Origin of the sequence: Legionella moravica DSM 19234 (genome assembly GCF_000423305.1) — a bacterium.
In the GTDB taxonomy this organism is placed as follows: domain Bacteria; phylum Pseudomonadota; class Gammaproteobacteria; order Legionellales; family Legionellaceae; genus Legionella; species Legionella moravica.
In genome coordinates this window covers 111,001-125,302 of record NZ_AUHS01000003.1, presented here as the reverse complement: position 1 = coordinate 125,302, position 14,302 = coordinate 111,001, and the positions used below count along the sequence as shown (strand labels likewise).

The following is a 14,302-nucleotide window of genomic DNA, read 5'->3' as shown; positions in this document are numbered from 1 at the left end:
CGATGAATGGATGTTTTAATTAAGTTAAATGAACAAGGATTGTCATGAAAAAACTTCCCTCTAAAGTGATTTTTATTGGTGCAGGGCCTAGCGCTTTATTTGGTGCTCGCAAGCTTCGACAAATAGCCGACGAACACCATGTGAGCATAGAAATGCTCTTTTTGGAGCGCGACGGTGAAGTGGGTGGAAAGTGTCGTACCTATTCCGACCCTAATCATCCGGAGCTGAAAACTGAACTGGGAGCCGGGGCTGTAGCACCTAACTATGGGGTAGTGATTGATGCGTTAATCGAGCATGGCCTCACTTACGAAACCATGGTGCCAATGGAACAGGAAACAGTTGAAATACAAAAAAAATATAATGGATTATCTTTTGCTGAGAAAATAGTCTTTGTTAAAGAACTTATTAGTGAGATGTCAACTTTTAATGAAGATTATGATATTTATCAAGACGCAAAACAAAATAAAAAACAACTTCCAGATGAGTTACAACGTCCATTTACTGAGTATTGCACGTTAAGAGAAATGAAACATATTCCTCTTTTGACCAAGCCTTTCGTGCCTGGTTTTGGTTATGGTGCTATAACTCATTGCCCTACTTATAGTGTTCTTGAGTATTTCGGTAAAATGACACTGCCTGAGCTTGCTTTGGTGGAACACATCGTTCAACAACCCGCATTATTGGCAATACACGGGGGATTTCAGCTGCTGATGCAACAGATTGCCCGGAATTTTGATGTTCGCCTGAATGCACATGTCACTCATATTGAGCGGAATTCGGATCAAGTTACCGTTAATTATGTACAAAATGGTATTGAATATACAGAAATTGCGGATACTTTGGTTTTAGCTACTTCTCCTAAAAATTGGCCTTCCCTGGGGATGGAGTTAACCGAAACTGAAACAAACTGTGTGAAACAATTGGAATTTTATAGATATCCTGTTGCTGTATATAAGATCAAGGGCTTACCTCCGCATCAATATTATTTCCCACAAGGACTTGATGAAGCCGGTTTTGGTCATTTGGCTCTCATTACTACCCGAGATAATCGCACAGGACCAGATGATGGCCGATTATGTACTGTTTATGTAAATTTGCCTCCAAATCATAATGATTTTACTTTTGATCATGCTGCGTTGATAGAGGAACTAAAGTCTATTGAAGGCGTAACTGAAGTAGAGGTTATTAAAGAAAAAATTTGGGAAGACTATATGTCTACTCTGCCGTGGGAGGTTCGTTTGGATCTGGATAAAGAACAGCAAACCGGGAATACTATTTACTTGGGATCCTACGTTTTAGGTGGCTTTGAGGACGTAGTCAGCGTCGGCAATAAAGCAACCGATACAATGAGCGAATTATTTACCCCTACGCCCACATATGAAGAGAATTTCTCGTTTAAAAATATAATGAGGGGAATTCAGTTTTTTACGGCTCCGGTGTTTTCACCATTCAATAACCTTGATAAAGAAATGAGTGAAAAAAAGCGCTGCAGTATTCTTTAAGTTACGTCATGATCACACCAGACCTTTGTAGTTTAAAGGCCTGGTATCCTTAGTTTCAATCACAATTGAAACTGGTAATTCTGCACCATTTATAAAGAAGTTGTACATATTCCTCGCTATTTGTAGAACATCATATTATAATTTTAATTACTTGTGAGCTAATGATTTTCAGTTAACATGTTGGTTTTCGCGGGATTCAATCTTGGGCTGTTCTGAGCAATTCGAATTAATTACGCTAAAAGCTTCTCCTTGTTACCTGAATTTGATCACAGGTTTGTGTTTAATTTTAATTGGAATGTAGAAATGTCTGTTAAAGAAACTGGTCACGTTAAGTGGTTCAATGATGATAAAGGGTATGGCTTCATTAGTCGGGATAATGGTCAGGATGATGTTTTTGTTCATTTTAGATCCATTATCAGCAGTGCAGGGCGTAAAACTTTAGTGGAAGGTCAACGAGTTGAGTTCCTGGTGACTAAAGGTGCGAAAGGGCTGCAAGCTGAGGAAGTAACTGCTTTATAAAAGCGCTTTTTCTTAAATTGTCTCACTCGAGCTGTTTGCGTCCGTGCTGCGGCAAGAGTGAGAAATTTTACAAGATCTGAATCGTGTGAAATAGATAGAAAAGTGACACTGTTTCATCGTTTTGGTATCGGTAAACTGTTTTTTTGATAAAATTTTAATACAGAATTTCGCCCACTCGTAAATTTTTTTAACCTCATTAACGATTCAATTGGTTTAGATTTGCTTGGTTACGTCACTGAAGAAGATGGAAAAAAATCCTTATTTATCAAATTTGATTACAGAATAGTTTAAAGCTGGCTTTCGAAAAGGACTTAGGTATAATGTGCGTACCAAACTATGGTCGGGATGCATAATGATAAAGTTTCTCACCCTGTTGTTCCTTGCTTTTTCTGTTAATGTAAACGCCTTAAATGCAGTAAGTGGTACTTTCCAAGCAACGAAAACATGCCCCGCATACCTGTCTAAGAATAATAAAACAAATCCCGACAATTTAATGGTACAAATCCATCAGCAGTATCCACTAAAAGAAATTAATAAAAGCCCACCGGATTGGTTGCGCGTCGTTATTCCCGAGCATCATAATACGTTACGCTGGGTCAGTGCTGATTGTGGCCTTACAGAGTATACCGAGCGCAATACCGAAAAATGTGATTCTAGATCCGGTATGGCCGACTCACATGTTTTAGCTCTCAGTTCACAACCTGGATTTTGTCAAACTTATGGCTATGAAGCCGGTAAGCCTGAATGCAGGAAATTAACGGTAAACTCCTATCAGGCCAATCATTTGACCTTGCATGGATTATGGCCAAATCAGGATAATTGTGGTCAAAGATATGGCTTTTGTGATGTGAAACCACGCGCCAATCATTGTGATTACACTCCCTTGAATTTATCTTCATCAGTTGATGAACAACTAAAAATATTCATGCCAAGTTATAAATACGGTAGTTGTTTGGAGCGACATGAATGGAACAAACACGGTAGTTGCCAGGCGTTAAAACCGGATGATTATTTTTCATTGGCAATGAAGTTAGCGCGCGAAGTGGATGAATCTGCTTTTGGTCAATTTTTAACGAGACATAAAGGTAAGACGGTACAGTTGTCGTTGTTACGTGAGAACATCAGCCAGGCTTTTGGCTCAAACAACGCCGGAAAAATTTATTTGGGGTGTAAGGACGGTTATCTGGTCGATGTATTTATTCAATTACCGTCATTAATTCCTTTTAATGAGCCTGTGGCATCCTTAATTAATAAGGCTCCTGATCATCAATATCATGATTCGTGCTCCAGCAATGTCACTATCTCAGATTTTAGTAAAGACAGCTGGTATTAGTTTTTTGGAGGCCAAATGATCATTTGGCCTGTGCCTAATCAGGGATACTGCCTTGCACATTACTATAACTTACTCTAATGTAGAGAGATTATTGAAATAGGAATGAAGATTATGCTTAAGCGGTATTATTCATTGATTTTAATGGCCTTTTTATTGGCTGGTTGCATTCATAATGGGCAAAAGACGCCTGTTCCAGTATCTCACTATCCAAGCAGCAGTATGAACCAGCATCGGCAGGTTCCTGCTTTTAACCAAGTGGACGTTCAAGGACAAATGAACATTCATTTGCATACTGGCTATAAAAAGCCTCAGGTTCTGTTAACGGGTGATCCCAGAGATTTGGCTCAGGTCACTTCAGTAGTATCCAACGGAACATTATATTTAGCTTTAGGTAAAGGATTTCCACGTTTTGGGGCGGTTAATGCAGACATTCGCGGTAAATTTTTAAACGGTGTTCGATATATTGGTGCTGGCTCTATACGCGGTAGCCGATTGCATACCAGTTACTTAAATCTGTACATTTCAAATCCGGGTACAACCCGATTGGCAGGAACTATAGGGTTGCAGCGCCTGGAAGTAGTTGGTGGTGGGCTAACACAAATTAATGGTCTAACAAGCCGTAATTTGCACGTTTATTTAAAAGGAAATCCCAAAGTTCAATTAACGGGATTTGTTAATCTTGCCAAGCTTGATATTGATGGTGATGCCTGGTTAAGCCTGTATTGGGTAAAAAGCAACGATTTGATCATTCGGGCAAAAAGTGCTGCTAGAGTACAATTGGCTGGAATAGTCAATAAACTTGATGTCGAGCTGTGGGGTGTTGCGCAGTTTAAAGGGCGCTATTTACGCGCTCAACGAAGTTTTGTGAAGACCCATGATAAATCGGTTGCGGAAATTTCTGCAGTGAATCATCAAAGCAATCTGGCGACAGATGCCAGTGATATCTACTATTTTAATATTCCAACAACTCGAGCTGATTTTATGGCTTATAATGGTTCTGTACTTGATTTGCGTGAATGGAGTCAGTTTGATAGAGAGGACTTTAATCGATATAACAAACAATTTCCTTAGCGCAGCCGGATGAGTACGGCAATTTTTTCGGATTGTCGTACTGAATATCCCGTGTCATCATGTGCAGCAAAGTCCTGACGCTCTATCTGATCAGTGAACCAATCTAATCCCTGTTAATGCATTTTATTATTTCTTGAAGATCACTGTCTAATGGTAATACATGCGCAGAATTTCTTAACCAGTGTATGGTGACATTGGGAAGTGATGAAAACAATTGCTCCACTTCTTTTGATGCAACGACTTCATCAAAGGCACCTAGAAACAGGTCGACAGGACAGGTAGGTGGAACCCATTCATATTGTTGGGCCAGAGTCAGCATTTCTATTATAGAATTTATCGGAAGTTTTCTATAAGCAATTTCAGCATGTTCGTTGGTTTTGAGGTTTCCTGCTGCATTACGAAGATGACGAAATCCAAAATATTTTAGTATTTGGGCTAGCTTGAGCATGGAGTTTATTTTCATGTGTAGTTTTAAAGCCGGCGCCAAGAGAAAGAGATGATTCAGGTTAAAACGCTGGCTGAGTTCACAGGCTAATAAACCTCCCAAAGATAGGCCTAATACATCGACTTTCTTGTATTCTTTGGTTAGTGTTTCGCAGGCATGGTGTGCTGTTAACAACCATTCAGATGCTTTGGCGTGAGAAAATGCTTCAATACTCTCAGCATGACCGGGAAGAACCGGACACACAATAGCATCGTAGTGCTTTATTTCTGGAATAATATAGCGATAAACTGCCGGAGAAGATGAAAAACCATGCAGTACAAGTAAAGCACGCTCGAACTCCACCCCTCGTTGGTTGATGGGCTTAAGAAGGGTTAGTTCTTCCTTCGTTAACCCTGAGAGTTGTTTACCGCGTCTCATGTAGCGAAAGTCGTTATCGTTCATGGCTTACCTGCTTTTAAGATGGTGAAACAGCATTATTTTTATTGAGCCTTTAATTTATTATAGAACTTATTTTGATATAATTGCTTTATAATACATAATTTTAGTGAGTGATTTAGATGAATTTAACTCCAATGACTGCGGATAGTGCAAATGAGCCTTTAGAATCTTCTACTGTTTTCGATCTTTATGATGCAAAAGCTAAAGCATACAATCATAAAATCAGCGGATCGCAGCATGAGTTAAATACCGCTCAATTAATACAGCAAGCGGCACAGGTTATAGCTCAGAATCCTGAACTGGTTATGGCCTTATAGACTCTTATTTGTTATAGAGCGAGTTAGCCAGTCATCTTGATCCAATCTCTTGGTTATTTTGAGATTTTCGACCTCCTCACCAAAATACAGAATCTCCGAATACAGACCAATCCTACCTTAAGCTGTTCGTCCATTTCAGCCGAGCTATGTAACATGAGTTACCTCTGAGACCGATTCAATGCAATGCCCATTAAAAAGTTCAGAATGGTGAAAATCAAATTTAATTGTTAAATAAAAGTTAATTTCGTGTTTAAAAAATGCAAATCACTGTTTAGCTACTATAATTTATTTAAATAAGTTTTAAATAGGTAATTTGATATGGCAGAGAATACTCCACAAAGCTCCGAACCAACATCTACAACGAGTACAGCAGGTGCTTCCAAAACATCTTCCCCAACACCAGCCCCTGATTCAGGCCCAAGTTTTTTAGATAAAGCGGTTGATTTTGCCAAAAAAGGCGCAGCTCTTGCTTCAAAAGCGAAAGAAGGATTGAGCAAGTTGGCACAAGCCCCTGCAGATCAGTTCGCTGAAAATCAAAGAAAGAAGAAAAAGCAAGAAGAAGAAGAGCAAGCGGAAAAATCAGATGATCCCATGATGCAATTGTTTAATCAGCTTTATGGCACTGTTTCCAAAATTAATAGCGCATTATACGATCCCATTAGAAACATTGCGGGAAATCTGGCTCAAAAAGGAGCCGATGCTGCTGTTGATAAAATTAAGAGTGCTTTTTCCAAGTCAGGAAACGAGCCAGCAAATCAACAACCCTCTCCTTCATCTGAACAGTCGTCAACAGCATCTCAGAGTCGTAGTAATGAGAATAATCCCCCTATTGTAGAAAAGGTAAGTATCGAACAATCTGATTCAGTCAGTGTCAAACCGAATGATGAGGTCAGCCCCAAAGTTACTGAAGCGATCAGTGATAAACCTACTGATGAGGTTAGTGTCAACCCTTCTGGCGATGTCCCCACTTCTGAACAGGAGCAAAGTGCCGATGTATCGGCAGAGAATGAGTCTGTGTCTGCAATGACCCCATTTCCAGATTCCCCTTCACCGAAGGGAGAAGAACCTTTAAAATTGGCAGATACCTCTGCTTATGATCAAAAAAGTCAAGAATCATCGAAGGCTAATAAAACACAGCCCGATATGGAACCTACAGAAGATTTGGGCAATGCAATGAATATTTAATTTGGATTATGAGTTCCCTGCATGTTTTAAACAGAGCATTTTATGTTATGGAGATTTGCAATAAAACAGCAAGCTAACCTGAGCATGAATGATCCGATTAGCTTGATCTCATATACTGTTAACGCTCAAGCAATTTATGAGGCAAGCTTTCGATACGACCTGCCTGGGTTACCACCAGATAATTTAACTTTCGCTGTAATTCACTGATTGTATCTGCTCCAGCATAGGTTAGACCCGATCTTAAGCCACCTACGATATCAGCAATTATTCCATCAGGATTTTCTTTGAATGGAACTTCTGTTGCGACTCCTTCAGCAGTTTTCCATTCGTGCATTTGACCTAAAAATGCTTCCTGCGCCTCTCTGGATGCCATACCGCGGTAGCGTTTGACTTTTGAGCCATCTTCTTTTTGAATGACATCACCAGGTGTTGGTGTGGTTCCTGCTAACATTCCACCAATCATGACAAAATCAGCTCCAAAGGCCAGTGCCTTGACTATATCCCCGGAGGTTTTAATCCCTCCATCCGCGACAATAGAGCGATCGGCACGTGAACAATCCTGGATGCAGGTGAGCATCGGAACTCCAAATCCCGTTTTAATTCGCGTACTGCAAACTGAACCGCCTCCAATACCTGCCTTAATAATATCTGCGCCACAGGAAGCAAGATAATCGGCACCTGCATAGGTGGCAACATTTCCTGCCATGATGCAGCGGTCGCCCAGCAATTTGCGCAAACTTTTCAGCGTCTTACCGACGTATTTTGCATGGGCATGAGCTACATCAACGCAAAAATAATCAGCACCTGCATCACGTAATGCTTCGGCTCTTTGTAATTCCGCATCAGTGCAGCCTACGGAAACAAAAACGTTGCCATGACATTTTTTGAAGTCTTGAATGTTTTCTTCAATAGACATAAAGCGATGTAACGCTCCCATAGCTCCTTTGCTGTGCATGAAATTTGCCATGGTACTTTCAGTAATGGTATCCATGTTGGAACTGATCACCGGGAGATTTAAGCTCAGTTTACCCAATCGGTCCGTGTTAGACGTGTCAACGACACGTCTCGATTCATGGTGGTTGTATGAGGGAACAAGTAAAACATCATCAAAAGTGATGGCTTGATCGGTCATGATTAATCCTCGTAAAACACGTACTATAAATGCTCCGCGGCATAAAATGCAAGCCTTGATCGTTCTCCACGGGTTAAAGTCATATGTGCGCTGTGTTCCCAGTGCTTGAAACGATCCACCGCAAAAGTTAATCCCGAAGTAGTTTCCGATAAGTACGGCGTATCTATCTGTTTGATATCCCCCAGACAAATGATCTTACTGCCCGGACCTGCACGAGTTACCAGAGTTTTAATTTGCTTTGAGGTCAGGTTTTGTGCCTCGTCTATGATGATGTAGCGATTTAAAAAAGTACGTCCTCTCATGAAATTTAAAGAACGAATTTTTATTTTATTTTGTAATAAATCTTGTGTTGCTCCACGGCCAAAACTGCCTCCCACCTGAGAACCATGAAGTACTTCAAGGTTATCCATTAATGCCCCCATCCAGGGGGTCATTTTTTCTTCCTCGGTTCCTGGTAAAAAGCCAATATCCTCACCCACAGGGATGGTTACCCGAGTCATTAAAATTTCGTTGTAACGATTTTGATCCATGACTTGAGTCAGTCCGGCAGCAATGGTCAGTAATGTTTTCCCTGTACCGGCAGAGCCTTGCAATGTTACGAAATCGATGTCCGGATCGAGCAGTAAATTTAAAGAAAAATTTTGTTCACGATTACGTGCGGTAATACCCCAAACTGAATTTTTTGCTTGGGTGTAATCACGTACCAGCTGAACTACGGCATGTTCACCGTCTATTTTTTTTACCAAGGCCTGAAATTCATCGTCTTGTGTACTGATGCAATCATTAGGATTCCACTCCTTGACCAAGGGGCCACTGACCCGGTAAAAGGTTTTTCCGCTTTCTTGCCAGGATGCCATGTCTTTGGCGTGAGTATCCCAAAAATCGTTGTCCAGAATATGCAGTCCTCGATGCAGAAGATTTACATCATCCAGCACTTGATCATTGTAATAATCTTCAGCTGGTATTCCCAGAATTCCTGCTTTAATGCGCAAGTTAATGTCTTTGGAAATAATAACTACCTGTCTCTTGCCAGCGTATTTTTTTTGTAAGCCTAATGCTGTTGCCAGGATGGTATTATCTACTTTGTGCCCCGGCAGAGTGGATGGTACTACCTGATCAAATTCATCCGTTTGAAAAAATAATCTGCCGCTTACGCTTCCTTTATTGGAGCGGATGAAACTGGGGATAGGGAGACCGGATACAATTTGTTCATGTGATGCGTTACTCATCAATTCCACCAGCATGCGGTTTGTTTGACGAACGTTGCGTGCTAATTCTGAAGTACCTGTTTTGTGGCTATCCAGTTCTTCCAGAACCACCATTGGTAAATAAATATCGTGCTCGTCAAATTGATAAATTGCAGTGGGATCATGCATTAATATATTTGTATCAAGCACGAACAGCTTTAGTCCAATATTGGTATTATCCATAGGGTCACCCTGTCAGCTAAAATAGTATTTCTTATAATTCAAGTTGTACCATACCACCTGAGAGATCAATTAAGGCGTCTGGATTCATATTGTGTCGCTTGAACTATTGGCCTATCTTCATTGTGAGGAGGTAAGTTAAAGACGTCAAGAACTATATTTTTTTGTTTAGGAACAATTATTTAAGATTTTTCAGCTATAATTAATAGACCACTTCAGTGCTAAGCCGTTCTGCTTTTAGTTCTTTACTATGAAACACAAATAAGGCACACAAGGCTAAAATCAAGAGAACAATTCCCGTTGGAAGTAAACTTTCATGATTGAGCACTCTTCCTGAATAGGTGCCGAACGCGGAGAAACATAACAGGATTAGGCTTCGAACCGCTGAAGCGGAACCACGAAATTCATCAAAACACTGTAATGCTCTCGACGTTGATCCACCCCACAGAAGTGCGGAACTAAATATATACATGCTGATATCAATGGCATTAAATATCTGATAGTCACACCATCCGAGGTAGTTGCCCACAAGAAGTAGGGCGCTGCTTGCTAATGCGATGTGTATTCCTAATGAAAAGGTTTTGTCTACCCCCAGCCGGCTGAATAACCTGGATGCCAGCATGGAACCAAAAAGAAATCCCATTGAGGTAAGCATCAGTAAAATACCCATCTTATCCGGAGAGATATGAATGTGATCGTAATAAAAAGGAGCCACAGTAAGAAAACACCATTCGCCACAGTTCAACAAACCAAAAAGAGCAATGTAGGAAATAAAGGTTTTGTTTTTTAATATCTTGCTGTAAATAAGCAATGTTTCTTTTAATTCATGGGCTGCACTATTGCTATTATTGGCTGAGCGTTTTAGTAAAATAAGCATCAAAATGCACAAAATTGTAGAATATAGGGCAATCCCATACAAATTCATTTGCCAGCCGTAAAGTACATCTATTTTACCACCGATTGCCGGTGCAAAAAGAGGAAGCATTGCGACAAGGGTGCCAATCCAGGACATAATCCGTGCCCCTTCATCTTTGGGGTATAGATCCTGGATTAAAGCCCAGCCTGCAACAGGAACCACTACAGCCCCTGTTCCTTGCAGGAATCGACAGGCCAAGAGGAAGTTTATTGAATGAGCATAAAGGCTCAGTATTGAAGCGATAAGAAAAATCAGCATGCCTGTTAATAAGGTTTGCCTACGTCCTATTAGATCGGCAATGATTCCCCAAACAAGCACTGTTGCAAATTGGCCTAGCATAAAAATTGAAATGATTAATTTTGCCTCGCTAGAGGGGACAGCAAATGATTGGGCAATCTGAGGCAGACTGGGTAGTAAAATATCAGTGGCGACCAAGGTCAGTATTGAAGAGGCAATAACAACAAACAGCTGAATAGAGCGAGTTAGCATGATGTTACATAGTTCAGCACTTCTTCGACATGTCCATTGACCTTAACTTTTCGCCATTCGTGGATTAAAACACCAGTTTTATCTATGATAAAGGTACTGCGCTCTATACCGCGAACTTGTTTTCCATACATAGATTTCATTTTGATGACATCAAACAGTTGGCATAAATGTTCTTCGGGATCACTGATCAATTCAAAGGGAAAATTGTATTTGCTTTTAAAATTTTCATGAGATTTCAGGCTGTCTCGTGATATACCAAACAGAACAGCATCCATCGCCTGGAACTTCGAATGAGCGTCTCTAAAGTCTTGGCCTTCGGTAGTGCAGCCTGGGGTTGCATCTTTAGGATAGAAATAGAGAATCACCGTTCTACCTTTATAGTCATGAATATGAGCGTTTAATTGATTCGTTGCATGGAATTCAAAATTTGGTATTTCTTGACCTATTTGCATCAACGTTCTCCTTAATGATTCTTTTTCATGAGGCGCGATTTATCTCTTTGCCACTCTCTGTTTTTGATGGTATCCCTTTTGTCGTGTTCTTTTTTACCTTTAGCCAGAGCTATTTTTACTTTGATTTTATTTTTTTTCCAATAGAGAGACAGGGGCACGATGGTATAGCCTTGACGTTCAACGCTGCCAATCAAATGGTTTAATTCTTTGCGGTTTAATAATAATTTGCGAGTGCGTATTGGATCGGGGATTGAGTGAGTCGATGCTGTTTTCAATGGTTGAATCTGCGCCCCTAATAAATAAGCTTCGCCGTATTTAATGATGACATGGGCATCCGAGAGATTGATTTTTCCTGCGCGCAGACTTTTAACCTCCCAACCTTCTAGGACGAGGCCTGCCTCGTATTGATCTTCTATGAAGAAATCAAAACCGGCTTTTCTATTCAGCGCGATGCTGGAGTCGGATTGTTTTTTGGTTGTCATAAGACGCCTGAACTGTAAAAAGAATCTATTATAACTGAAAGGTATGATGAGATACATGCAGGTTGCATTAATGCTATGGATTATCGAGCCATATTATCTAAATGCCATTTTAACCTTGAAAAAACGATCGTCCTGAATGAATGCTGTTTCTTGGGCTCATCTTAAACGAGTTCCCAAGCTCATGTGTTGGGAATTCGCAGAGTAAGTCTGAACAGGATTGTATCGAACGGTCCGAATTTATTTGGGGTATCTCTCATCCTTGTAATCTTGTGGCAGCTGCGGATAGACACGTTCTAATTTTTGATCTACCGCAACGCGATCATCAAAAACAAAGCACTTTCCTTCCCACAATGAGTCCGTTTCGGGGATTTTTTCAATGTAGTTAAGAATTCCGTCATGCAGCTGGTATACATGCTGGAAGCCTTGTTCTTTCATAAATGCCGTTGTTTTTTCGCAACGAATACCGCCAGTGCAGTACATTGCAATTTTTTTATCTTTTTTGTCACTCAAATGGCGTTCTACGTACTCAGGAAATTCACGGAAGTTTTCAATATCAGGGTTAATTGCATTTTTGAATGCGCCCAGTTCAAACTCATAATCATTACGAGTGTCCAACAAAATGACTTCGGGATCCTGAATCAATTCATGCCATTGTTGCGGATCAAGATAGGTGCCTTCATTTGCAACAGGATTCACGTTTTGAACGCCCATGGTAACGATTTCTTTACGGAGTTTAACCTTGGCTTTATCGAACGGATTTTCATTATCAAATGTCTCTTTGAAATTCAGGTCGGCAAAACGAGCATCACTGTGCATGTATTGATAAAAAACATCCATTTGTTCCCTGGTACCTGCAAAGCCGCCATTAATGCCTTCATGAGCAAGTATAATGGTACCCTTAATGCCCGTCTCACGCATTTTAGCCAACATGGGTTCTCTCAGGGTTTCAAAATCAATCAGAGGTATAAATTTATAAAATGAAGCGATGACTATTTCTTTCACGGGACTACCTAAAAATGACAAAAAAATTTGGTAAAAATTAACATTTACTCACAATTTAATCAATAGGAATGATTTAAATGCACTATTAGAAACCAGTTGTTCTAAAAATTTCATAATGCGTTGACAACAATTTCATACCGATCGTACTCTTAGGATCAAGCTAACGTTAAATTGGGTTTGCTAGCTTTTATAAGGAGATTGGTATGTATCATCACAAGAGAATGTGTCGCTGGCTGTGTATTTTGCTATTTTTTATTCCATTAGTTAGTACTGCATCCATCCCTGTTAAATCTATAGTTGTCTTTGGGGACAGTTTATCTGATACCGGGAATACTACTCATCTGCTTAAAAGTTTACGCAACGAAGAAAACCCCGCTTATATTGTGGCTCCTTTTAAAATCTTTGTTATCAATAAAATGATCGAGTTTGCGAATGATTATTATGTCCCGCAAGTAGTCCTGGATGCCGGAATTCTTGCTGTGACCGATTTTTTTGATCATGATTTGGCTCCTTATATCGTTAATTTAATTGCCCAGGTTAAATTAGTACCCATATTACCAGGTAAACCTTATTGGAAATCCAGATTTTCTAATGGTCGTGTCTGGAATGAATATCTGGCCGACATGTTGTCCATTCAAAAAGATGATGACGATGTTTATTTAAACCGGGCTTTTGGCGGAAGTTGGGCTGCGACCTATGACACTCAGCTCACCGTTTGGAATGTGATACGTCATCCTTTGGGAATTATTAAAACATTAATTGTAGGAAAATTGATTCCCCCCAGCCTTGGATTAACCGTACAAGCCTATTTATTAGAACATCAAAAATTAAGTCATGAGACGGTGTATTTTGTGTTTTCAGGTGGTAATGATTATATCAATGCCTTGCAGTATGAGGATAAATACGATTCCGCTGTGATGAGTGCCTATATAGATAACATTGTTGACGGTGTTAGTTCTGCTGTATTGAAGCTGGCGCAAGCTGGAGCAAGACGCATTATTGTGTTGGGTGTTCCTCATGCGGGAGATACTCCAAAATTTGTTAAAACAGCGGACAGGGAATTATTAAATTTTGCTTCTGACACACATAATGAGCGATTGGCGGCTCGTGTTGATGAGTGGAAACAACTTTATCCTGATGCCGACATTTTCTTCATCAATACCCAGGAATATCTGGAAAGAGCAGTCAATAATCCAGAGAACTATGGGTTTGCCAACGTAACCGACGCATGCATCGATGTTAAATTTCCTATGTTCCAGGGGCTTGAACGTTCGGCCTTTGCTAATAACTTTGTTCTAAGATACGCTCAGGTACTTCAGCATAAAGAGAATAATTTTGCACCTGGCGAAACCAATTATCACGTGTGTGATGTGCCTGAAGATTATTTATTCTGGGATGAGATCCATCCAAGCACGCGGGCTCATCAATATTTTGCTTTTGAAGTCTGTACCGCAATGAAAGAGCATGGTTACGCTGTAACGTGTAAGCAGCCAGAATCCCCTCGAGCATAGAGCAAAATAGTGCCTGAACAAAAATTGTAGTATTGTTCAGGCAATTGCTTTAGTGATTTACTCATCTTTATGGCATAATTC

At 40.2% G+C, this 14,302-nt stretch carries 14 protein-coding genes; 7 read left to right on the top strand and 7 right to left on the bottom strand.

Annotated elements, in window-relative coordinates; translation table 11 throughout:
• Window positions 1–44 precede the first annotated feature (44 nt).
• From G543_RS0100515 to G543_RS0100500, 4 genes are all read left to right on the top strand, one after another.
• Entirely contained in the window at window positions 45–1,502 is a 1,458-nt protein-coding gene (locus G543_RS0100515; RefSeq protein WP_028382775.1) for an FAD-dependent oxidoreductase, read from the top strand.
• Between the two features lie 303 nt (window positions 1,503–1,805).
• Window positions 1,806–2,021: a cold-shock protein gene (locus tag G543_RS0100510; protein ID WP_018578299.1), complete on the top strand. Its 216-nt coding sequence runs from the start codon at window positions 1,806–1,808 to the stop codon at window positions 2,019–2,021.
• Window positions 2,022–2,373: 352 nt separating this feature from the next.
• Entirely contained in the window at window positions 2,374–3,354 is a 981-nt protein-coding gene (locus G543_RS0100505) for a ribonuclease T2 family protein (protein ID WP_028382774.1), read from the top strand.
• Window positions 3,355–3,465: 111 nt separating this feature from the next.
• Window positions 3,466–4,425: a GIN domain-containing protein gene (locus tag G543_RS0100500; protein ID WP_028382773.1), complete on the top strand. Its 960-nt coding sequence runs from the start codon at window positions 3,466–3,468 to the stop codon at window positions 4,423–4,425.
• A gap of 103 nt (window positions 4,426–4,528) precedes the next feature.
• Here G543_RS0100500 and G543_RS0100495 read toward each other — a convergent pair whose 3' ends face one another.
• Complete coding sequence (locus tag G543_RS0100495; protein WP_028382772.1) at window positions 4,529–5,311, bottom strand: alpha/beta hydrolase; 783 nt, start codon at window positions 5,309–5,311, stop codon at window positions 4,529–4,531.
• A gap of 116 nt (window positions 5,312–5,427) precedes the next feature.
• Here G543_RS0100495 and G543_RS0100490 point away from each other — a divergent pair, with 116 nt between their 5' ends.
• Both G543_RS0100490 and G543_RS0100485 read left to right on the top strand, forming a co-directional pair.
• Window positions 5,428–5,625 carry a hypothetical protein gene (locus tag G543_RS0100490; protein WP_028382771.1) on the top strand — a complete coding sequence of 66 codons (198 nt, stop codon included), beginning with the start codon at window positions 5,428–5,430 and terminating at the stop codon, window positions 5,623–5,625.
• Window positions 5,626–5,943: 318 nt separating this feature from the next.
• Window positions 5,944–6,810, top strand: a complete 867-nt coding sequence (locus G543_RS0100485) for a hypothetical protein (protein WP_028382770.1) — start codon at window positions 5,944–5,946, stop codon at window positions 6,808–6,810.
• Between the two features lie 118 nt (window positions 6,811–6,928).
• Here the strand turns inward: G543_RS0100485 and G543_RS0100480 are convergent, their stop codons facing one another.
• The 6 genes from G543_RS0100480 to trhO all read right to left on the bottom strand — a co-directional run bounded on the left by G543_RS0100480 (window position 6,929) and on the right by trhO (window position 12,710).
• Window positions 6,929–7,942, bottom strand: a complete 1,014-nt coding sequence (locus G543_RS0100480) for a guanosine monophosphate reductase (protein WP_028382769.1) — start codon at window positions 7,940–7,942, stop codon at window positions 6,929–6,931.
• 23 nt (window positions 7,943–7,965) lie between these two features.
• Window positions 7,966–9,372, bottom strand: a complete 1,407-nt coding sequence (locus G543_RS0100475) for a PhoH family protein (RefSeq protein WP_028382768.1) — start codon at window positions 9,370–9,372, stop codon at window positions 7,966–7,968.
• A gap of 199 nt (window positions 9,373–9,571) precedes the next feature.
• Window positions 9,572–10,774: an MFS transporter gene (locus G543_RS0100470; protein WP_028382767.1), complete on the bottom strand. Its 1,203-nt coding sequence runs from the start codon at window positions 10,772–10,774 to the stop codon at window positions 9,572–9,574.
• A complete protein-coding gene (locus G543_RS0100465) occupies window positions 10,768–11,226 on the bottom strand; it encodes a peroxiredoxin (protein ID WP_028382766.1) in 459 nt (152 codons plus the stop codon). The genes G543_RS0100470 and G543_RS0100465 overlap by 7 nt, the downstream gene beginning before the upstream one ends.
• Before the next feature lie 11 nt (window positions 11,227–11,237).
• Complete coding sequence (gene smpB, locus G543_RS0100460; protein WP_028382765.1) at window positions 11,238–11,708, bottom strand: SsrA-binding protein SmpB; 471 nt, start codon at window positions 11,706–11,708, stop codon at window positions 11,238–11,240.
• A 237-nt stretch (window positions 11,709–11,945) separates the two neighbouring features.
• Window positions 11,946–12,710, bottom strand: a complete 765-nt coding sequence (gene trhO / locus G543_RS0100455; RefSeq protein WP_028382764.1) for an oxygen-dependent tRNA uridine(34) hydroxylase TrhO — start codon at window positions 12,708–12,710, stop codon at window positions 11,946–11,948.
• Window positions 12,711–12,913: 203 nt separating this feature from the next.
• Between trhO and plaC the strand changes: the two genes are divergently transcribed.
• Window positions 12,914–14,221 carry a lysophospholipase/glycerophospholipid:cholesterol acyltransferase PlaC gene (plaC, locus tag G543_RS0100450; RefSeq protein ID WP_028382763.1) on the top strand — a complete coding sequence of 436 codons (1,308 nt, stop codon included), beginning with the start codon at window positions 12,914–12,916 and terminating at the stop codon, window positions 14,219–14,221.
• Window positions 14,222–14,302 lie beyond the last annotated feature (81 nt).

Coding starts and splice junctions, on each gene's coding strand:
- G543_RS0100515 (WP_028382775.1), top strand. CDS start 45: ATGAAAAAACTTCCCTCTAAAGTGATTTTTATTGGTGCAGGGCCTAGC.
- G543_RS0100510 (WP_018578299.1), top strand. CDS start 1,806: ATGTCTGTTAAAGAAACTGGTCACGTTAAGTGGTTCAATGATGATAAA.
- G543_RS0100505 (WP_028382774.1), top strand. CDS start 2,374: ATGATAAAGTTTCTCACCCTGTTGTTCCTTGCTTTTTCTGTTAATGTA.
- G543_RS0100500 (WP_028382773.1), top strand. CDS start 3,466: ATGCTTAAGCGGTATTATTCATTGATTTTAATGGCCTTTTTATTGGCT.
- G543_RS0100495 (WP_028382772.1), bottom strand. CDS start 5,311: ATGAACGATAACGACTTTCGCTACATGAGACGCGGTAAACAACTCTCA.
- G543_RS0100490 (WP_028382771.1), top strand. CDS start 5,428: ATGAATTTAACTCCAATGACTGCGGATAGTGCAAATGAGCCTTTAGAA.
- G543_RS0100485 (WP_028382770.1), top strand. CDS start 5,944: ATGGCAGAGAATACTCCACAAAGCTCCGAACCAACATCTACAACGAGT.
- G543_RS0100480 (WP_028382769.1), bottom strand. CDS start 7,942: ATGACCGATCAAGCCATCACTTTTGATGATGTTTTACTTGTTCCCTCA.
- G543_RS0100475 (WP_028382768.1), bottom strand. CDS start 9,372: ATGGATAATACCAATATTGGACTAAAGCTGTTCGTGCTTGATACAAAT.
- G543_RS0100470 (WP_028382767.1), bottom strand. CDS start 10,774: ATGCTAACTCGCTCTATTCAGCTGTTTGTTGTTATTGCCTCTTCAATA.
- G543_RS0100465 (WP_028382766.1), bottom strand. CDS start 11,226: ATGCAAATAGGTCAAGAAATACCAAATTTTGAATTCCATGCAACGAAT.
- smpB (WP_028382765.1), bottom strand. CDS start 11,708: ATGACAACCAAAAAACAATCCGACTCCAGCATCGCGCTGAATAGAAAA.
- plaC (WP_028382763.1), top strand. CDS start 12,914: ATGTATCATCACAAGAGAATGTGTCGCTGGCTGTGTATTTTGCTATTT.